The sequence below is a fragment of the Hymenobacter nivis genome (genome assembly GCF_003149515.1).
Taxonomy (GTDB): Bacteria; Bacteroidota; Bacteroidia; order Cytophagales; family Hymenobacteraceae; genus Hymenobacter; species Hymenobacter nivis.
This window is the reverse complement of sequence record NZ_CP029145.1, coordinates 389,761-409,538: the sequence shown is the minus strand read 5'-3', so window position 1 is coordinate 409,538 and position 19,778 is coordinate 389,761. Positions and strand designations below refer to the sequence as shown.

Annotated in this window: 16 protein-coding genes; 9 read left to right on the top strand and 7 right to left on the bottom strand. The window is 65.3% G+C overall.

Annotated features, from left to right (window positions below; translation table 11 throughout):
- Positions 1-14 precede the first annotated feature (14 nt).
- From DDQ68_RS01705 to DDQ68_RS01670, 8 genes are all read left to right on the top strand, one after another.
- Positions 15-830 carry a sulfite exporter TauE/SafE family protein gene (locus DDQ68_RS01705; RefSeq protein WP_211320216.1) on the top strand — a complete coding sequence of 272 codons (816 nt, stop codon included), beginning with the start codon at positions 15-17 and terminating at the stop codon, positions 828-830.
- 45 nt (positions 831-875) lie between these two features.
- Positions 876-2,231 (top strand): MBL fold metallo-hydrolase, encoded by a 1,356-nt coding sequence (locus tag DDQ68_RS01700; protein WP_109652553.1) that lies wholly within the window; start codon positions 876-878, stop codon positions 2,229-2,231.
- A gap of 160 nt (positions 2,232-2,391) precedes the next feature.
- On the top strand, positions 2,392-2,733 hold the full coding sequence (locus DDQ68_RS01695) for a rhodanese-like domain-containing protein (protein ID WP_109652550.1): 342 nt from the start codon (positions 2,392-2,394) through the stop codon (positions 2,731-2,733).
- Between the two features lie 24 nt (positions 2,734-2,757).
- Positions 2,758-3,324, top strand: coding sequence for a YeeE/YedE family protein (locus DDQ68_RS01690; RefSeq protein ID WP_162550352.1), 567 nt, complete (start codon positions 2,758-2,760; stop codon positions 3,322-3,324).
- 140 nt (positions 3,325-3,464) lie between these two features.
- On the top strand, positions 3,465-4,124 hold the full coding sequence (locus DDQ68_RS01685; protein WP_109652544.1) for a class I SAM-dependent methyltransferase: 660 nt from the start codon (positions 3,465-3,467) through the stop codon (positions 4,122-4,124).
- On the top strand, positions 4,121-4,531 hold the full coding sequence (locus DDQ68_RS01680) for a DUF6691 family protein (protein WP_109652541.1): 411 nt from the start codon (positions 4,121-4,123) through the stop codon (positions 4,529-4,531). Before DDQ68_RS01685 ends, DDQ68_RS01680 begins: the two co-directional genes overlap by 4 nt.
- 36 nt (positions 4,532-4,567) lie before the next feature.
- Positions 4,568-5,614, top strand: coding sequence for a c-type cytochrome (locus tag DDQ68_RS01675; RefSeq protein ID WP_109652538.1), 1,047 nt, complete (start codon positions 4,568-4,570; stop codon positions 5,612-5,614).
- 399 nt (positions 5,615-6,013) lie between these two features.
- Positions 6,014-6,640 (top strand): DsrE family protein, encoded by a 627-nt coding sequence (locus DDQ68_RS01670; protein ID WP_109652535.1) that lies wholly within the window; start codon positions 6,014-6,016, stop codon positions 6,638-6,640.
- Positions 6,641-7,088: 448 nt separating this feature from the next.
- Here DDQ68_RS01670 and DDQ68_RS01665 read toward each other — a convergent pair whose 3' ends face one another.
- From DDQ68_RS01665 to DDQ68_RS01655, 3 genes are all read right to left on the bottom strand, one after another.
- Positions 7,089-8,105 (bottom strand): YncE family protein, encoded by a 1,017-nt coding sequence (locus DDQ68_RS01665; RefSeq protein ID WP_109652532.1) that lies wholly within the window; start codon positions 8,103-8,105, stop codon positions 7,089-7,091.
- A gap of 87 nt (positions 8,106-8,192) precedes the next feature.
- A complete protein-coding gene (locus tag DDQ68_RS01660) occupies positions 8,193-9,047 on the bottom strand; it encodes a phosphatase PAP2 family protein (protein WP_109652529.1) in 855 nt (284 codons plus the stop codon).
- A gap of 565 nt (positions 9,048-9,612) precedes the next feature.
- The gene (locus tag DDQ68_RS01655; protein WP_109652526.1) at positions 9,613-10,875 is read right to left on the bottom strand and encodes a metal-dependent hydrolase family protein; all 1,263 of its coding nucleotides are present in this window, start codon (positions 10,873-10,875) and stop codon (positions 9,613-9,615) included.
- Between the two features lie 279 nt (positions 10,876-11,154).
- On the opposite strand from DDQ68_RS01655, the gene DDQ68_RS01650 reads away from it, so the two are divergent.
- Entirely contained in the window at positions 11,155-11,727 is a 573-nt protein-coding gene (locus DDQ68_RS01650; RefSeq protein ID WP_109652523.1) for a transposase, read from the top strand.
- 179 nt (positions 11,728-11,906) lie between these two features.
- Here the strand turns inward: DDQ68_RS01650 and DDQ68_RS01645 are convergent, their stop codons facing one another.
- The 4 genes from DDQ68_RS01645 to DDQ68_RS01630 all read right to left on the bottom strand — a co-directional run bounded on the left by DDQ68_RS01645 (position 11,907) and on the right by DDQ68_RS01630 (position 19,637).
- On the bottom strand, positions 11,907-12,326 hold the full coding sequence (locus DDQ68_RS01645) for a hypothetical protein (RefSeq protein WP_162549726.1): 420 nt from the start codon (positions 12,324-12,326) through the stop codon (positions 11,907-11,909).
- A 279-nt stretch (positions 12,327-12,605) separates the two neighbouring features.
- Entirely contained in the window at positions 12,606-13,154 is a 549-nt protein-coding gene (locus DDQ68_RS01640) for a helix-turn-helix domain-containing protein (protein WP_109652517.1), read from the bottom strand.
- Positions 13,155-13,249: 95 nt separating this feature from the next.
- Positions 13,250-17,083, bottom strand: a complete 3,834-nt coding sequence (locus tag DDQ68_RS01635) for a type IIG restriction enzyme/methyltransferase (protein WP_109652514.1) — start codon at positions 17,081-17,083, stop codon at positions 13,250-13,252.
- A 331-nt stretch (positions 17,084-17,414) separates the two neighbouring features.
- Complete coding sequence (locus DDQ68_RS01630) at positions 17,415-19,637, bottom strand: penicillin acylase family protein (RefSeq protein ID WP_109652511.1); 2,223 nt, start codon at positions 19,635-19,637, stop codon at positions 17,415-17,417.
- Between the last annotated feature and the right edge of the window lie 141 nt (positions 19,638-19,778).

Sequence of the window (19,778 nt, the reverse complement as noted above, 5' to 3'; positions counted from 1 at the left end):
TCTTCTTCGCGCTCATGCTGCACTACCTCGGCTACTTCGCCGCCATTTTCATTGGCCTTGCGCTCGGCATTATGGGCGGCGGGGGCTCCATCCTCACGGTGCCCGTGCTGGTGTACCTGATGGGCGTGAGCCCGGTGCTGAGCACTGCCTACTCGCTGTTTGTGGTGGGCAGCACGTCGGTGGTGGGGGCCTCGGGCTACTTCCGCAAGGGCCTGGTATCGCTGAAAACGGCCGTGGTATTTCTGATACCCTCGCTGGTATCGGTGTTTCTGGTGCGCAAGGTGCTCATGCCAGCCATTCCGCACGAGCTGTTCACGGTGGGCCGCCTCGTTTTCACCAAAGACCTGCTGGTACTGGTGGCCTTCGCCGTGCTGATGGTGGGGGCGGCCACGTCCATGATTCGCAGCCGGCCGGCCGCGGTGGCGGTCGATGAAGAGGTGCAGCCGCAGGCCTTCAACTACCCGCTCGTGCTGGGCATTGGCCTGGTGGTGGGCGCGCTCACGGGTTTTGTGGGCGCGGGGGGCGGCTTCCTCATTATTCCGGCGCTGGTGCTGGGGGCGCGCCTGCCCATGAAGCTGGCCGTGGGCACCTCGCTGGCCATCATCGCCCTGAACTCGCTCATCGGCTTTACGGGCGATTTGAGCGCGGGCACGCCCATTGCGTGGCCGTTTTTGCTGGGCTTTCTGGCCTTTGCGCTCGGCGGCATCGTGCTGGGCACCTACCTGGCCCGCTTCATTCCGGGGGCCCGGCTGAAGCCGGCATTTGGCTGGTTCACGCTGGCGATGGGCACGTTTATTCTCACCAAAGAGCTGCTGTTTCACCACGGCTAAAGGCACGCGTTCTACTTTCTCCCAACCGTTTTTTCGTTGCTTTTTATGAAAATCGAACAGTTTGAAGACAAGGGCCTGGCCCATTTCTCCTACGCCATTCTGAGCGAGTGTGCCCGCGAAGTTGTGCTCATCGACCCGGCCCGCAACCCGCAGCCCTACTACGACTACGCCCAGGTGAATGCCGCTAAAATCGTGGCCGTTATCGAAACCCATCCCCACGCCGACTTCGTGAGCAGCCATCTCGAAATTGCGCAGGCCACCGGGGCCGTTATCCGCGTGAGCAAGCTGCTGGGGGCCGATTACGCCCACGAGGCCTTTGACGAGGGCGATGCTTTTACCAGCGGCAAGCTCACGTTTCGGGCCCTGAACACGCCCGGCCACTCGCCCGATTCCATCAGCATTGTGCTGGCCCGCGAGGGCCAGGATGTGGCCGTATTCACCGGCGACACGCTTTTCATCGGCGACGTGGGCCGGCCCGACCTGCGTGAAAAGGCCGGCAACACCACGGCCAAGCGCGAGGAGCTGGCCCGACAGCTCTACCACAGCCTGCGCGAAAAGCTGCTGCCGCTGGCCGCTGCCGTGCTGGTGTACCCCGCCCACGGCGCGGGCAGCCTCTGCGGCAAGGCCCTAAGCGGAGCCAATAGCAGCACCATCGGGACCGAGAAAACCGGTAACCCCATGCTGCGCCCGCTGGGCGAGGAAGCTTTCATCAAAGAGCTACTGGCCGACCAGCCCTTCATTCCCAAATACTTCGGCTACGATGTGGCCCTCAACAAGGCCGGTGCGCCCGCCTATGCGCCGAGCGTGCAGCGGGTGCCGCGCCTGGCTGCCGGCACGGCGCTGGCCGCCGGGGCCGTGGTAATAGACGCGCGCCCCGAGGCTGTATTCAAAAAAGGCCACGTGGCCGGGGCCATCAACATCCAGCAGGGCGGCAAGTTCGAGACCTGGCTGGGCTCCATTGTGGGGCCGGAAGAGTCGTTTTACCTCCTCGCCACCGACGCGGCAACGCGGGAAGACCTGATTCAGAAAACGGCCAAAATCGGCTACGAGCCGCTGCTTGCGGGCGCGCTTGTGGGCACCCCAGCCACCGGGGCCACAATGCCGGTGCTCGACGTGGAGCAGTTTCGCCAGCATCCGGAGCGCTACACCATCGTGGATATCCGCAACCCGGTGGAGCACCGCGACGAGCCCATTTTCACGGGCTCCCTCAGCATTCCGCTGCCCGAGCTGCGCGAGCGGGCCCCCGAGATTCCGACTGGCAAGCCGGTGGTGGTGCATTGCGCGGGCGGCTACCGCTCAGCGGCCGGCAGCAGCATCGTGGCCGCCGCCCTGCCCGGCACCGAAGTGCTGGATTTGGGCGAGGCCGTGAAGTCCTTCCAGCCAGCCACGGCGGCGCACTAAGCAGCTCGGCAGCGTAACAGCAGTTACCAAACTGACATTGCTTTCTTCGCAGCTCGTTGTTTTGCAAAACAAGCGACGCTTAAAAAACCCCCGCCCACAATTCACTGCTCAGGCCCGGCGCACGGGTTCTCCCCATTCTGTTTTACCCCACCCTTTCATAATGTTCAGTATTTCGCAAGCTCCCGCTCCGGCTTATCAAAACCTGACGCCTGCGCAATTCGCCGAGGGCCTGCGCCAGTCCGGCGCGGTGCTCCTGGACGTGCGCCGGCCCGACGGATTCACCGCCGGCCATCTGCCTAGCGCAGTCAACATCGACGTTACCGCACCCGACTTCGGACTGCGCTTAGTGGCACTCGCCAAAAACCGGCCCACCAACATGTACTGCCGCAGCGGGGCCCGCTCGGCCAGAGCGGCTGAGCAGCTCACCAAGGCCGGCTTCTCCCACATCAGCAACCTGCTGGGCGGGGTGCTCGGCTGGCCCGAGCCGCTGACGACCAAATAGCCCCTCTTTTCTATTCCGAAACCTATTTTTATGCTTGAATTTCTGCGCCAACCCTGGCCCTGGTACGTGGCCGGGCCGCTCATTGGCCTGACGGTACCGGCGCTGCTACTAGTGGGCAATAAGGCACTAGGTATCAGCAGCTCACTGCGCCATGTGTGCGCGGCCTGCCTACCGGCGGGCATCCCGTTTCTGACCTATAACTGGCGGGCCGAAACCTGGAACCTGGTGTTTGTACTGGGCATTGCGCTGGGCGGCTTCCTCGGCTACCGGGTGCTGGGCCACCCCGCGGCCGTCAACATCTCGGCCGCCACGGTGCACGACCTGAAAACGCAGCTGCACCTCACCGATTTTTCGGGCCTGCTGCCGCGCGAGCTGTTCGCGCTCGACAACCTGGCCAACTGGAAGGGCTGGGTATTTCTGGTGCTGGGCGGCTTTCTGGTGGGCTTTGGTACGCGCTACGCGGGCGGCTGCACCTCGGGCCACGCCATTTCGGGGCTGTCCAACCTGCAATGGGTGTCGCTGGTGGCGGTTGTCGGCTTTTTTGCCGGGGGCCTGGTAATGACATGGGTCATTTACCCGCTGTTGTTTTAAGTACTTGGCCTGAATGAATTGCGTATTGATTCAGCGGCAACAAGCTGAACTCGAACAGGAAAACCAACAGCTATCAGCTAAGGGCCGCTTAAAGGCCCCTCTGCTAATATCCTAATAATTAACTCCTTAAATTAGTGTTTATGGGAGCCATTTCCCCGAGTGCCGTCAATTTCTGGAATGTGCGCTACGCGGAGGAAGCCTACGCTTACGGCACCGAGCCGAACGCCTACTTCCGCCAGCGGCTCGATGCGCTGCCGCCCGGCCGCCTGCTGCTACTGGCCGAGGGTGAGGGCCGCAACGCGGTGTACGCCGCCCAGTGCGGCTGGGAGGTAACCGCCGTGGATTTCAGCGCTGAGGCCCGCGCCAAGGCTCTGCGGCTGGCCGGGGCCCAGGGCGTGCGCCTCGACTACCAGGTGGCCGGCCTCATGGCCCTGGGCTGGCGGCGCCCCGGCCACTACGATGCCGTGGGCTTCATTTACGCCCACCTGGCGCCGGCCGATCGCCGGGCGGTGCACGCCGCCGCGGCCGCCAGCCTGGCCCCCGGCGGCCACCTATTCTTGGAGACCTTCAGCCCGCAGCAGCTGGGCTTGCCCTCGGGCGGCCCGCGCGTGGCTGGCATACGCTACGAGCCGGCAGCGCTGGCCGGAGACTTTGCCGGGCTCGCCCTACTCGAAAATCAAACGCTGGGCGTGATGCTGCGCGAAGGCAGCTTCCATGCCGGCCCGGCCAGTGTGGTGCGCCTGCTGGCCACGCGCCCCGCCTCCCGCGAAGCGCTTACCGAATCTGATTACCCGATATGAAATATCTTAAATACCTGCTACTGGGCACGTTGTTCGGCATCGTGCTCACCAAGAGCGAAGTCATCAGCTGGTTTCGGATTCAAGAAATGTTCCGCTTCCAGGCGTTCCATATGTACGGCGTCATCGGGTCGGCCATTGTGGTTGGCATAGTTTCGATTCAGCTCATCAAGCGCAACCACCTCACAACCATCGCTGGCGAGCCCATCGTTATTGCCGACAAAAAATTCAATCACGGCATTTGGATTGGGGGCTTTATTTTCGGGCTCGGTTGGGCCATTACCGGGGCCTGCCCCGGCCCGCTGTTTGCGCAGCTGGGCAGCGGCGTGGGCGCGGCCGCCGTCCTGATTCTGGCCGCGCTGGCCGGCACCTGGACCTATGGCGCCCTGCGCGAAAAACTGCCTTACTGAACGCACCACCGGCTTCGATCTTAACTCCACCACGCCATGAAACCCACGGAAGAACGGGTGCTGCTACCCGGCCTGGTGCGCCTGCTGATGCTGCTGACGGCGGCCCTGGTGCTGGTGGTGGTGGTGGTCATCATTCAGTTTTATGGCCCAGTGGCCGCGTCCGCCCCGGTGGCCAACGAAGCCACCGACGGCCCTCCCCTACCCGGCAGCTACCACCGCCCGGCCGTTCGGGCCCCCGATACAGCCACGATTCCATCCACGGCGGCCGGCCGCCAGGTTCGCTACGGGCGGGAGCTGATTGCGCACACAGCCCGGTACCTGGGGCCCCAAGGCTCGGTGGCCCACCTCACCAACGGCATGAACTGCCAGAATTGCCACCTGCAGGCCGGCACCCAGGGCTTTGCCAACAACTACCTGGCCGTGGCCGCCACCTACCCCAAGCTGCGCGCCCGCTCGGGCACGGTGGTGAGCATTGAGCAGCGCGTGGCCGACTGCATGGAGCACAGCCTCAACGGCCGGGCCGTGCCCGACAGCAGCCGCGAGATGCGCGCCATCGTGGCCTACATCACGTGGCTGGGGCAGGGCATTCCCAAGGGGAAAAAGGTGTACGGCACGGGCTTCGTTAAACTGCCCTACCTCGCCCGGGCGGCCAACCAGGTGGTAGGCAAGGCCGTGTTTGCCACCAAGTGCCAGCGCTGCCACGGCCCCGCCGGGCAAGGCCAGCCGCTGGCCGATAATACGGGCTACCAGTACCCGCCGCTCTGGGGCCCCAACAGCTACAACGACGGCGCGGGCCTGTTCCGGGTCACCAACCTGGCGCGCTATGTGAAGGCAGCCATGCCCTTCGGGGCCACCTTCGACCAGCCGCAGCTCACCAACGAGCAGGCTTGGGACGTGGCGGCGTTCGTGAATTCGCAGCCCCGCCCGCACCTGGCCACGCCCCACGACTGGCCCGACATCAGCAAGAAGCCGGTGGACCAGCCCCACGGGCCCTACGCCGATAAGTTTTCGGAAAAGCAGCACAAGTACGGCCCCTACCAGCCCATCGAGGACGCGCACCCCCAACCCGCCAAAGCCAACTGATTTCCTCGTGCCTGCGCGGGCCCGGCTACGCAACAGCCCGCCCTGTATCCTGACTTGAGAACCGCTTTAGAGCGAATTTTACAACAGGATACGGATTTTAAGAGAGATAAAAGTGAAGAGATAAAAAATTAAAAATCTGTATGTTAACTCTTAATTTTTTAACTAATTGCGCCCAAATGGAAACCGCGCTAATAAGCACGGCCTGCCTTCGTAGGGCCAGCTTAATGCTTCGCGCGGCTACCCGTTTCGGGGCTGGGCGAAGGAACCGCGGGGCTGGTTGCTTTACATTTACAAAATCCTGCCGAGTGACGCCTACGGCGAGGCCCGCTACGTGGTGAACAAGTTGGACGGGCGCTTACTGAACGCAATTACAAACCACGAATTCCAGCCTCCTTCCCCATGAAGTCATCCGCTCGTTACCCGGCGCTGGGCGCCGCTTTTATGCTGGCGCTGCTGGGCACGCCGGCGCGTGCGCAAACCCCGGCCACAACTCCGGCCACAGCCACGACCCCCGCGCCAGCCACTCCCCCGGCCACTCCCCCGGCCACTCCCCCGGCCACTCCCCCGGCCACTCCCCCGGCCACGCCACCCGCCAGCGCACCAGCCCCGGTGCTGGGGGCCCCCAACGCCGCCGCCGCTACCCAGGCAGCCCGGTTTCACGGGGCCCCGGCCCGCAAGGCGCACTACCGCGCCATTTACCAGCTCAACAGCAACGACCCCAAGATTATTGGCAGAACGCTACAGGCCCTGCAGGCCGCCCTGTCAGACCCGCGCCTGAAGGGCAAGCTGGAGCTGGAGCTGATTGTATTCAGCGGCGGCACCACGGCCCTGCGTAAGAACCAGCCCTACGAGGCCGATGTGCTAGCCTTGCAGCAGGCCGGCGTTATCCTGGCGCAATGCGAAAATTCGATGAAGGCCCAGAACCTCACCCCGGCCGATATGCTGCCCTATATCTCGATTGTGCCCACTGCCAACGGCGAGCTGATTATCCGGCAGGCTGAGGGCTGGGCCCTAGTGCACTTGTAGCGCACGGGAGCGCGTTTCTCCAATGCTACCCCAGCTAAATAGACCGTTGTAAATTATTGATCCATTAGCTTTTAGCTAATGGCTTTCTTTTTGGGCGGTGGTCTAAAAGGAGGTGGCCCGGCGAATTGCCCGAAGGGCTTGGTCGGGCCACTCTGGCTATTGAACAGCGGTTCCGGGGCGTGGCAAGAGTGGCCCGACGACGAAAAAAGTCGCCGGACCACCCCACTTTAGCCCACCGCCAAAAGAACGTCATGCAGCGCGCAACGTAGCATCTGCACAGCGAAAACTTTCGGCTCGTATAGCCCATGCGCCGCTTGGAAGTAAACCGACGGGGAGGATTGTTCATGGTGCACAAAACGGGCACCATGAACAATCCTCCCCGTCGGTTTACTTCCAAGCCTTAAGCGCAGTTTTCAGGTGCGGTATTTTCCGTTTTCTGAGAGGGCCCCTACTCCAGCACCAGCACGCGGAAAGTGTTGGGCACGGTGCTCAGGCGCGGGTGGGGCACGGCGGGCGTGGGGGCCGGGGCGGGGCCCAGGTCGGCGGTGGGCAGGTAGAGGCGGTGGGTGGCCGGATCGAGGACGAGGGTGCGGGCCCCGCGCGCAGTGGCCAGCGTTTGGGCCACGCTGAATTTCTCGGGGCCGTCTTCGTGCACCACCGTTACGGTGCCGCTGCCGTTGGAGCTGACCGCCACCTGTCGGCCTTCGTCGAACACCACACCGTCTACGCCGCTGCCGATGGGCAGGGTGGCCAGCACTTTGCCGTTGTCGGCGTCGAGCACCACCATTTTTTCGTTGGCGCACACGCTAAACAGGCGGCGGTGGGCGCGGTCGAGGGCCAGGCCGGTAGGCTCTTCGCCGGGGCCCAGCGGCCAGCGGTGCTTTTCCTTCAGCGTTTTGGCGTCGAAGGCCACGATTTCGCTCTTATCTTCGAGGTTGACGAACACCGTGCCTTTGCCGTCGCTCACGCCCGCTTCGGGGGCCCCGCCCAGCTCGGCGGTGCCCACGGGCTGGCCAGTGGCGGCGTCGAGCACGGTGGCCGTGGTGGCGCCGTTGTTGAAGACGAACACCCGCTTCGAGAATTCGTCGTAGAGCAGCGCATCGGGCTTGGTGCCGGTGGGCACGGTGGCCGTCACGGCCAGGGTTTTGGGGTCAAATTCCACCACCGTGTTGGTTTTGCCGCAACTGACGTAGCCGCGCCCCTGCGCCACCACGATGCCGTGCACGCCCGCCGTGTTGGGGATGGTGCCCACCTTGCGGCCGCTGGCCAGGTCGAGCACTTCCACCCGGGTAGCGTGCGAGGCGTAGACGCGTCCGCCGGCGTGGTCCACGGAAATGTAGTCCCAGCCCCCTTCGCCGCCCACCGGCCAGGTGGTAGCCACGCGGTAGGCGGGCGCGGGGCCCTGTTGGGCGGGGGCCCCGGCGAGGGCCCCCAGCAGGAGGATGGACAGCAGCGGTTGGGTCATGGGTGTGGGTGATAAGGAGACAACAAGTGGTTTATTATAGGTTATTTATACGAGAATATTCAACCGTCCAGACGCCCCCCGGCCCAGCTACCTGGGGCGCCAGGTGAGGCACAGGCCGGGCGCGCCGCCGTAGTAGCTGGGCACCAGGCCCACGTCGCGCCCGATGGCCTTGCGGCCCCAGCGGTTGCGGTGCGTCAGGTAGGCCAGGTGGGCCGAGAGGATCCCGAACCCCGCCCCGGCCACCACGTCGCTCTGCCAGTGCTTGGTGTTGACCATGCGCAGCACCCCCACGCCGGTGGCGATGGTGTAGGCCCCGATGCCGTACCACGGGCTTTGGTCGCGCAGCTCGGTGTGCACGATGCTGGCCGCCAGAAACGCCTGCGCCGTGTGCCCCGACGGAAACGAGAGGTTATCCGAGCCGTCGGGCCGCTCCTCGTGGCTCAGGGTCTTGACCACGTACACGCCCGTGAGCATTATCAGCTCGCTTTTGAGAACGACCAACCCCAGGTTTGTGCGGTCGTTGCGCGAGGCAACGCCGGCCAGCACCACAGCTCCCAGCTCCAGGTAGGGCGCGAATTGCAGGTAGTTGTCCAGGTGGGTGCGGTAGGTGGGAAACAGGCGGTGGATGTCGCGGTTGGCGTCCTGGTTGGTGTAGAAGCCCCCCCCGTTGAAGGTGTACGCCCCGTAGCCAATCAGAATGGCCGGCACGATGCTGGCGCGCACCAGCTTGCGCTGGAAAAACGGCTTCCGTACCGCCGAGGATACGCCGCTGGGATTTTCGTACTTGTGTATGGTGTCGGCCAGTGCCGGAACCGGGGCCGCTGGGGGCAATACTTGGGCCTGCGCGGCGGGGCCCGTCCCGGTAATTAAAGCCAAAAAAACCAGCGTGGCGGCGCCCGTGCGTAGCCCCTGCTTGCGAATGATAGGAGGAAAAAATTGCATTAAGTGCCTTGCTAATAAAACAAAATTTGTGGTTAAATCTGTCGCAAACCTGTAGCCGCAAGAGCTACGGGGGCCCCGGAACCGCGGGTTTGCGTCCAAAAGCCAACTACGGCGCAGCTAGGCGGTTAGGTTACCAAATCGTTAGGTAATCGCCCAGCAACAAGGGCCCCGGTTGTCGCCTCAGCGCCTGGGAATCAGCTCCGGGGCCCCATGCCAATTATACTGCTCACGAAGTGGAATGCGAAAACGAAGTAGGGTGCGGGGCTTGCCCCCGCCCGTCCTTGAACGGTTCGATCGGCTTTCGTTCAACGACGGGCGGGGACCAGCCCCGCACCCTACTTCGTGACGAGTATAGCCGCGCAGACGCTGCAAGTCCACACGGCTTTACTCGTGGCAAAGTGAGTTGCGAAAAATGCAGAACGGAGTGGCACTTCGTTGCGCACCAGCAGTTGGGCCACGCGTTGAAGCGGAGCGCCACTCCGCTCTACATTTTTCGCGGCCTACTTCGGCACGAGTACCAGAGCCTGGTGCGCAACGTGCGGACTCGCAGCGTCCACGCTACTGGTTACGGCTGTCGGTAGAGCACGCCGCCCTTCATCACGAGGCGCACTTGGCGCAGGGCTTCTACTTGCCGGGTGGGGTCGCCGGCCACGGCCACGAGGTCGGCGAGCAGGCCGGGGGCGATGCGGCCGCGGTCGGCGAGGTGGAAAACCTGGGCGTTGCCGGCGGTAGCGGCACGCAGCACTTGCAGCGGGGCCAGGCCGTAGTCGTTCACCAGCAGTTCCAGTTCGCGGGCATTGTCGCCGTGCGGAAACACGCCCACGTCGCCGCCCATTACCAGCGTCACGCCGGCTTGCAGCGCCGCCTGCACGGCGCGGTGCTTGGCCAGCACCCGCTCGGGCGTGGGGCCCTGGCCTTTTTTCCAGCCCTTGTACTGCGAAGTGGCGTCGGTGGCGGCCACGGTGGGGCACAGGGCCACGCCGCGCTGCTTCATCAGGCGGAACACTTCGGGCGTGCCGGCATCGCCGTGCTCGATGGTTTCGACGCCCGCCAGCACGGCGCGGCGCATCCCCTCGGCGGTGCTGGCGTGGGCCACCACGCCGCGGCCCGTCGAGCGGGCGGTTTGCACAATCAGCGTCAGTTCTTCCTGCGAAAACGTGGGCGCGGCCGTGCCGCCGGGGCCCCAGCGGTAGTCGGCGTACACCTTCACCACGTCGGCCCCGCGGCCAATCTGCTCGCGCACCGCCCGGATGATGCCGTCCACGCCGTCAGCCTCCTGGGCCCCCTGGGGCAGGTCGTCCACGGCGGCCAAGTGAGGGCCGTAGCTGCCGGTGGCCACCAAGGCCCGCGTAGCCACCAGCAGCCGGGGCCCCGGGATAATGCCTTCATCAATGGCCTGCTTGAGGCCCACGTCGGCGTAGCCCGCGCCCTCCGTGCCCAGGTCGCGGGTGGTGGTGAAGCCGGCCAGCAGCGTGCGCTGGGCGTGCACGGTGGCGCGGGCCACGCGCAGGGCCAGCGGCTCCTTCAGCACCTGGTCGTCCCAGGAGGTTTCGTTGTAGGGGTGCAGCAGCAGGTGCGAGTGCCCCTCGATGAGGCCCGGCAGCAGCGTGAGGCCGGGCAGCTCCAGGGTACGCGCGCCAGCCGGGGCGGTGAGTTGCGCGGCGGGGCCCGCGGCCGTGATTTTACCGTTCTCCACCAGCACGGCCCAGCCCGGGTGCAGGTCCTGGCCGTCGAACACGGCGGCGGGGTGCAGCAGCGTGGCGGCGGGTGGCGTTTGGGCCTGGGCCAGCCAGGGCAACAGGCAAAAGAGTAGCAAACGGTAGCACATTTCTTCGCGGGGGTCAATAGACTGGCAAAATACGTCGCGTGGGCGGGCCGCCGGCTTTTCCCGCGGGCTGCCGGCTTTTTCAGCCGGCTGTCCGCTCGTTGTTCGCGCCGGGGGTGCTGGCAAAAAGCGGACAGCCGGCGAAAAGCCGGCAGCCCGCGGGAAAAGCCGGCTGTCCGCTCGTTGTTCGCGCCGGGGGTGCTGGCAAAGAGCGGACAGCCGGCGCCGGTTAGCTCCGCCTTGTTCTGTATGTTTGGCCGCGCTTTACATTTTCTTATCGCTATGTACCTGCACCCTGGCCAGCTCCATCACCTCTACAACCGGGGCAATAACAGCGAGCAGGTTTTTTATACCCCCGAGCACTACCATTACTTTCTGCGCAAGGTACGGGCGCACCTGCTCCCAACTGGCCGGCTACTGGCGTACTGCCTGATGCCAAAACACTTTCACCTGCTTTTTGAACCCGCCGGAACCGACCCGCGCGGCGAGTTGGCAAAGCAGGGGCTGGGCCGGGTGCTGGGCTCCTATGCGCAGGGGCTCAACCAAGAGCGGCACCGCACCGGCTCCCTGTTCCAGAAGCGCACCAAAGCCAAGCCGCTCGAAACCGACCCGCACGGACGCTACCCCCTCACCTGCCTGCACTACCTGCACCAAAACCCGCTCCGGGCGCGGCTGGTCGCCCACCTCGCCGACTGGCCCTATTCGTCGTACCGCGACTACGCCGGCCTACGCCAAGGCACGCTCTGCCCCCTCGACTACGGCCGCCAGTTGCTGGACCTGCCCCCCGGCCCGGCATTCATTACCGAGTCGGCCCGGCAAATACCCACCGAGTGGGCCACGCACCTGCTGTATTGATTTCGCCCCGCGGGCGGGCAGCTTTTCCCGCGGGCTACCGGCTCATTGTCCGCGCCGGTGGTGCTGGCAAAGAGCGGACAGCCGGCGAAAAGCCGGCAGCCCGCGGGAGGAGCCCAAAACTAAAAAAAGCCGCCCCGGTTGCCGGGGCGGCTATTCTCAAATCAAAACAACCCGCCTGCTTACTTAGGCAGCGCGGCCTTGCGGGTGGCCACGGCCTGCTGGGCGCCAGTGAGGGTCGCCACCTGGGCGGCTACCTGCTCGGCATCGACGGCGGCCAGGAAGGCGGGGCTGCCCGTGCGGGCCTGGGTACGCTCGCTCAGGTTGTCCTTGCGGTCGTGGGCGCGGCGCAGGCGGCTTTCGGTTTGCTTCTTCAACGAGGCTGGCATGTTGGGCACGTTGAGCATGGCCGTGTACGAATCAATTTCGGCCTGCACGCCGGCCAGGCGGGCGGTTACGTCGCCCAGGGAGCGGTCGGCCTGGCCGGCAGCGTAGTCGAGGTTGTCGTTGCGGTGCTGATAGGTTTCCAGCTCGGCGGCGAGGCCGGCGAGGGCTTCGTCGCAATCGGCTTTGGTCGTGAGCAAGGTTAAATCAAGAGCCATTCTTTAAAAAAATTAATGAAGAAAAGATGAGTAATCCTCAAATATAGATAGCTGAATACTTCCCGCGCAAATTTTTCTTTCACTTTTTTTCAGCGGCCACTAGGCTGCGCCTCCGGTGCGGGCTGCCGGCTCTTCGCTGGCTGCCCGCACCGGAGGCGCGCCGGTTGTTCTTTCGACAACGTGCTTTCGACGAGCGGACAGCCGGCTGAAAAAGCCGGCAGCCCGCACCCGGCAAGCGGTGCACGGACTCCGGAACCGCGCTGAGCTGCGCGTCCATCCTCAGCCGCTCAGCAGCGCGGCCAGCCCTGCTGCTTCGGCTTCGAGGGCCCCGGCGCGCAGGCGCAGCAGGTGGTAGCGGGCGGCGGTTTCGCCGTCGAGGTCGGCGGCGGCCTGCTCCCGCCGGCGCAGCAGCCAAGCGCGGGCGGGCGCGTCGGCGGCCGTGGCCAGCAAGGGGGGCAGGGCCTGCTGCCAGCGGCGGGCGGTTTCCAGTTTGGTGGTAATGGCCGCTAGCTCGCGGCGCAGCTGGCGGGCCTGGTGCTGGCACTGGGCCAGGCGGGTGGCCAGCGGGGCCGCGTCGGGCGGGGCCAGGTGAGCGGCGGGGTCGTCGGCTTCTGCGGCGGCGGGGGGCGCGGCGGGGTCGGGCAGGGTTTGCAGCAGGGGCAGCAGGCGCTCAACCACGGCCGCGCTGAGGGTGCGGTGGCCCGCTTCGAGGCGGCTGAGCTGCGCCGGAGCCACGCGCAGGAAGGCGGCCAGCGTGTCTTGCGGAAGCCCGAAGTGGCGGCGCAGCACGGCCAGCGGCGAAGACGAGTAAGCGGCGCGACGGGCCATAGCAGGGGGTTGGTAAGAATAAGTGAGGCCGGGCAAAAATACTTGCCAATGCTGGTAAGTATTTTTGCCCGGCCCCGTTTATTCTTACTAGGCCCCTACTCCACCCCAAACAGCCGGGCTACCTCCGCATCAATGCGCTGCTCCAGGGCCCCGGTGTCGGCGGCGGGGTCGGCGGCTTTGGCCGTTAGCACCTGCTGCACCCAGCCGGCAATGGTGGCCTGCTCCTCGACCGTGGCGGGCGGGATGGGGAGCTGCGATACCTGCGGAATCTGCATGGCCATTGCGTTGTCCTTCATCTTAGTGGTGACTTGCTGCAAAAAGAAAAAGGCGGAAGCGGAATTGAGTACGCCCAGCAAAAACAAGTCGTGGCCCGGAATGAAGAAGGTTTTATTGTTGGCGTAATTCCCCCCCGTATCCAGCGTAAATTCCTGGTAAGTGGCAATTTCCTTCCACATGATTTTGTCGCCCGCAAACAAACTGTAGTAGTCGCAAGCCCGCAATTCCCACCAGTAGTTACCCTTGTCGGAGCGGGCGGTGGCGGCCGTTTCAAAAGGCAGCAGGTAGCTGGCAATGGCTGGGTAGCTGGCTAGCAGCGCTTCCCAGGGGGTAGCAAATTTTGGTTGCGCCGGCGGGACGCTGTAGCTGCCGCGCTTGTTTTTGGTCCAGCCCAATTGCTGCCGCGTCCAGCCACTGGGCAGCAAAATCAAGTGGCTTTCGTGTTGCGGCTGCCGGTAGCGCTTCAAATCGCGCCCCGCCAGGAAAGGCTTGATGACCTCCGCCGACCGGGCGTCCTCGGCCACCAGCCGCGCCCGGGTGTCGGCCGTGATGACAAAGGCCGGATTGAGGCCGGTAAGGATGCCCCGATACATCCGGCCGTTTACGTATTCGCCCAAGGGCGTGCCGGCGGCTTTCAGGGCATCAAGCCGCGATTGGCCGGGCGCGTCCGATAGGGTCCAGCCGGTTTCTTGCAGCGAGCTTTGGGCCACCTGCCGGGCGTGGGTGGCCACCAGCGCTTCGAGGGCGGGCGGGGGCAGGGCGGGGATGAGGGCGGCCCGAAAGTGGCTGCCTTCGGCCGGGGCCGTGCGCCGCACCGACAGGATGGCCGGGTAGGCTTTGGTTTGGGGAAACACGTAGAGGTCGCCAAAATCGACGTATTCCAGCAGCGTGTGGTGGGCCGGCAGCCAGCGCCGCAACGGAAGCCCAAATCCCGTGCTCAGCCACTTGTTGGACGTAATAAACGACAGCTCGCCGCCGGGGGCCAGCAGCTTCAACCCCAGCTCAATAAAGTACACGTAGAGGTCGGCCCGGTTGTCGGAGGCCACAAACTGCTGCTGTAAGTGCCGCTTAAACGGCCCGGCCAGTTCTTCCTGCCGGATGTACGGCGGGTTGCCAATCACTACGTCAAACCCCCGGAACGAGCCATCCGGGTGCAGAATCTCGGGAAACTCGAAGCGCCACTCGAAGGCATCGCGGAACAGCGTGCCCTGCTCGCGCTCGCGCAGCTCAGTTTCGAGGGGTTCGAGGCGCTTGTGCAGCACGGTGGTTTGGGCCCAGGCATCTTCCTCGCGCAGCTTGATTTTGCCAAACAGGTCGGGCACCGCGTCCAGCTCCACGCGGCGCAGGTCGTCGTTGAGGGCCGCGATGCGCTTGCGCAGCGGGTCGCGGCGCGAGATGGTGGCGCGGAAGTGCTGGCGCAGGTTGGCCAGGAAAACCTGTAGCTCGGATTTGGCCGCGTGGCCGGTGGCGTTGAAGTAGGCGGCCACGGCATCCCGGTAGGCGGCCAGCGCGTAGCGCGGGTCTTTGAAAATGTCGCTCAGGTCTTCGCCCAGCGGGAAGCGGGCCAGCAGCGAGTTGCCGGGCTGGATGTTGAGGTCGAGGTTGGGCAGCACTTCCAGCTCTTGGAAGCCGCCTTCGGGGCGGTAGTAGGCGTGCTTGAGCAGCTCAATCCAGAGGCGCAGCCGGCAAATGCGCACCGAGTTGGGGTTGAGGTCCACCCCAAACAGGGTATGCTCCAGCAGCTGGCGCTTCTCCCGAAACAGGGCCCGCTGCAAGCGCGTGAACGCCGCGCCCACCGTGCGCTGGCCGGTGGCCGGGTCGTAGGTGGCGCGGTAGGGCACGAAGTGGCCGTCGTCGTCCTGCACCACCAGCTCGTCGCGGTCGATGCTGAGCTGGCAGGGCAGGGCCCCCTCCTCGTCGCGCAGCAGGCGCAGGTAGCTCTTGATGACGAGCAGCTCGTTGAGGGCGCTCACCAAGAAGTGGCCGCTGCCCACGGCGGGGTCGCACACGCGCAGGGTGGCGAAGTGGGCGGCCAGCCCGGCGCGGGCGGCCGGGGGCTGCTCCTGCACGTAGTCGCGCAGCTCGGCCAGGGTGGTGGCCGCCCAGCCGTAGCGCTGGGCGAAGTGCCGCACCACGGCCCGGCGCAGGGTGTGGCGGCACATGTACATGGTCACGAAGCCGGGCGTGTAGAACGAGCCGTCGCGGTAGCCGTTTATCTTCTCGAAGATGAGGCCCAGCACCGAGGCCGAGATGAGGGCCTTGGCCTGGGGCTGCACCTCCTCGCCGCCCTCCGACGAAAAATCGTAGGCTTCCAGAAAGCGCATGAGGTAGGCCAGGGCCGAGGCGGGGGCCTGCGGGTCGGCGGCCAGCACCGACTTGCCGGCCTTGCCCGCCAGCAGGGGCAGGCGCAGGTGGTCGTCGAGGTTGGAGATGCGCAGGGTGGCCTGCTCCAGGGCGGCCGGCTCAAAGAGCGTGGAGTTGAGGTAGGGCACCCGGCCGAACTCGGCCTGCTCGCGGGGGCCGCGCGCGGCCACCGGCCGGTTCAGCACCCGGTAGAAGAGCCGGTTGAGGTGGTCGTACTCCTGCACCGCGTCGGGGCTGAGAAACCGGAACGCCTCGGCCTGCGGCCCGTGGTAGCGGCGCAGCTGCCCTTCCAGCAGCTTCAAAAACAAGAGGCGGCTCACCCAGGTGAGGCACAGGGCCAGGGCTATTTCTTCGCACTGGCGCTCGGGGTCGGCATCGGAACCGTAGGCGGCGCGCTCGGCGGCGGGCAGGCGCTCCAACAGATTTTCGGCCCGCAGCTGCTCGATGGCGTTTTCGAGCAGGGCCGCCGCGTGGCGGCGCTCGGGCGCGCAGCGCCGGATGAGCTTGCGGCCCTTGTCGCTCACCTCCTCCAGGCCCATCAGGTAGAGCAGCTCGGTATAAAAGGCCCGGTTGAGGGTGTTGCCGTCGGCTCCCGGCAGGGGCAGCCGCAGCAGGTGGGTGGCCGAAAACAGCTTCAGCAGCTGAATCTGCCCGCTGAGGCCGCCCGCCGGGTCGGCCAGGTCGGCGTGGGCCACGCGCAGCTCGCCCTCCATTGCCGCCAGAAAGGGCTGGGCAATGTCGTCGTAAAAAAACTCCCGCTTTTTGCTGGTGTAGCCGCCCGCCTCAAACTGCCGGAACTGCTTCTTAAACTCGGCATTGCACCAGAACAGCCGGTCGAAGTCGTGGCCATCGAACACGTACCAGTCGTGCCCGTCGGTGATGGCGAGGTGCGTCACCGTGTCGCCCGAGTGGTCGGCGCGGTCCTGCATGTAGTAGTACACGAGCTGGTGCAGGGCCCGCCGGTTGAGGTCGGTAGCGGTGGGCATCTCCTTCTTTTTGCTCAGGTGCTTCATCTCGAAGATGACACCCACCGGGTCGGTGGTAGCTGGCCCGCGCCGCATCACGAAGTCGCGCTTGCTGCGGTTGTTGAAGTCGTAGCCCGGCAGCACGCGCTCCAGAAACGAGCCAATGCGCTTCTTAGCATTTTCCTCGTCCTCAGCGGGGTTCAGGTCGGCCAGCAGCTGCTGGCGGGCGGCCTGAAAGGAATCCAGCTCGTCCTGGGTAGGCTTTTGGCGGCGAAACGAAAGATTAAGAACCTGGGCCGGCGTGCGGAAAACGGGGGTTAGCATAGGCCCGCAAGTTAGGCCCGGCGCGAGGGAGGGGGGCTTGCTGGCCCGTCTGCACTGGCAAGTATAATTGACATCTTCCCGAAATACTTACCAGTGTTGGTAAGTATTTCGGGAAGATGTCAATTATACTTGCCAAGAGCCAGCACCAATAATACTCATCAAAAGGCCCCGGTCGCCGGCGCGACCAGGGCCCTTACAAGGCACGTAACCCCCCGCTACTCGGGCAGCGGCAGCGGCGAAAAGCCCGACTGCGCCTTGCGGGCGAAGTGGCCGGCCACGCGCTCGATGCCGGCGCGGCGGGCGGGGGCGGCGTCCACCGTGGCCCCCGCCCCTACTCGCCCGGGTGGTACCGCCGCTCCACGTGCTTGGCCACATCTTCGGGGTAGAACCACACGTCCTTGAACTTGCCTTGGGTGTAGAGGGGGGCCTGGTCGGTGAAGTGCGGGGCCCCGGGGCGGCTGTCCTGGCCACCGGTCACGACCGAGCGGGCCACCACGCGGGGCCCAAACTCCACCACCGCCACGAAGCTGTTGCCCACGTAGCCGTAGCGCCGCTTGGTGTTCGGCGCGGTACGGGCGCCAAAGGCCGCCAGCGAGCCCCAGGCCGACGAGGTGAAGGCCACCGGCAGGCTGGGCTGCGCGTCGTCGTAGGTTTCGTCGATTTTGCCGGTCAGGCGCTGGTAGCGGTTCACCTCGCCCCAGGCCACGTCCCAGCGGCCGAAGTCGCGGGTGAGTTCGGCCAGGGTTTCGCCCAGGGCGGCGGCTTTTTCTTCGGGCGTGACGTGGTCGATGACGAACTGCGTGAAGGTGATGTAATCCAGCGTTTGGCCGGCTGGTACGCGGGGGCGGGCCAGGCGTTGCATGCGCTCGGCCCAGTAAATGGCCACCGTTTGGGCCACCGAGGTGGCGCTGTAGTTCAGGTTCCAGGCGCGCAGCACGGGCATGGCTGCTTTCACGCCGGCGGGCAGCGGCGCGTCGCTGGCCGCGTCGAGCAGCAGCTGGCAGTCGCGCAGGGCGGCCGGCAACAGCTTCTCGAAGCCGGCCAGGTGCGGGTCGTCGGCGGCGGCGATGAGCGTATCGAGGGTGAAGGATTGGCGCCGGCTCAGCACCCGCACGGCGTTGAGGCCCCGGTAGTTGTCGGGCTCGGGAGCCATGTAGGTGGGGTACTTGGCCGGGTCGGGGCTGCTGCCGGGGCCCGCCACGGTGAAGGGCGTGGAATTGCAGTTTTGCAGGAAGCCGCTGGCGGGGTTGCGCACCTGCACAATGTCCTCCACCGGGTGCAGGCCCTGCCACTCGGTGGCCTTGGTGCTGCCGTCCACGGGCTGGCTCCAGTCGGGGCCGGCGGGGCGGCGGGGCATGAAGTTGCCGTGCCAGTAGGCAATGGTGCCCTTGGCGTCGGCAAACACCGTGTTGTTGGAGGCGTTGCCGTTCAGGCGCATCACCTCCTTAAAGCTGGCGTAGTCGGTGGCCTTGGTACGCAGGTACGACTGCTCGAGGGCGGCGAGCGGGGCATCCATCATCTTTACCGTTATCCATTTGCCGTCTTGCAAGCCCACCACGGGGCCGTGGGGCGTGTGGTAGCCCACGAACTTGCGGCGCAGCAGCTGGCCGTCTTTCACATAAGCCAGCGTGACGGGCTGGGCGCGCACGGGCAGCGCTTGGCCGTCGTACTGGTAATAGTATTTCCCGTCCTTTTCCGTCACCGTTTCCAGGTACTCGTCCATCGAGTCGGCGGAGCTGGAGGTGTGCATCCAGCCGCACTTGGCGTTAAAGCCCTGGTAGATGAAGAACTGCCCCCACGTTACGGCGCCGTAGGCGTTGAGGCCGGCGGCGCTCGTCAGCTGCATTTCGGAGCGGAAGTAGAACGAGGTGTGCGGGTTAATCAGCAGCAGGGCGTGGCCCGAGGCGCTTTTGGCCGGCGCAATGGCAAAGCCGTTCGAGCCCACCGAGCTGCGGTCGAAGCCCTCCCCTTCCACCGCCGGCCGGGGCCCCTGCCACGAGGTGGGCTTCTGCTGGCTGTAGAAGGCCTTGAGGCGATCCACTGGCACCACGCTCACGTTGCCCCCAATGCTACCCTCGGTGAAGAGCAGCGGCATCCAGGGCTGGAAGCGGCGGATGCGCCGCGGGTGCACCGCGAGGTGAGTGGCTAGGTAGTAGTTGGTACCGGCGGCAAAGGCGTTGAGCAGGCTCTTCATCCACAGCGGGCTGCGGCCGTACACGCCGATGGCCTGGGTACTATCCATAAACAGCCGGGCCCGCAGGTCTTCGTAGAGGGCTTTTTCGCCGTCCACCTCGGCGCGGCGGCCCAGGGCGGTGAGGTAGTTGTCCTCCACCCGCGCAAAGTCGTCCTCGCACTGCGTGTACAGGGCCCCAAACACGGCGTCAGCGTCGGTTTTGCCGTTGATGTGGGGCACACCCCAGGTGTCGCGCGTCACCGCTACCTGCCGGGCCTGTAGTTTCCAGCGGGCCACTTCGGCTGGGGTGAAAGCCTGCGCCCGGGCCTGGGTTAGGGCCCCCAGGGCGAGTAGGAAAGGGAGAATGAAAGTTGGTCGCATAGGGATAATGGATGATTTATTAGCACGTCATGCAGAGCGCAGCGAAGCATCTTTACTGCTGAACTAATCATGGATTACTGCTGCGGGAGAGATGCTTCGCTGCGCTCTGCATGACCGTCCTTTTTAGTCAAAGTTAGCCCT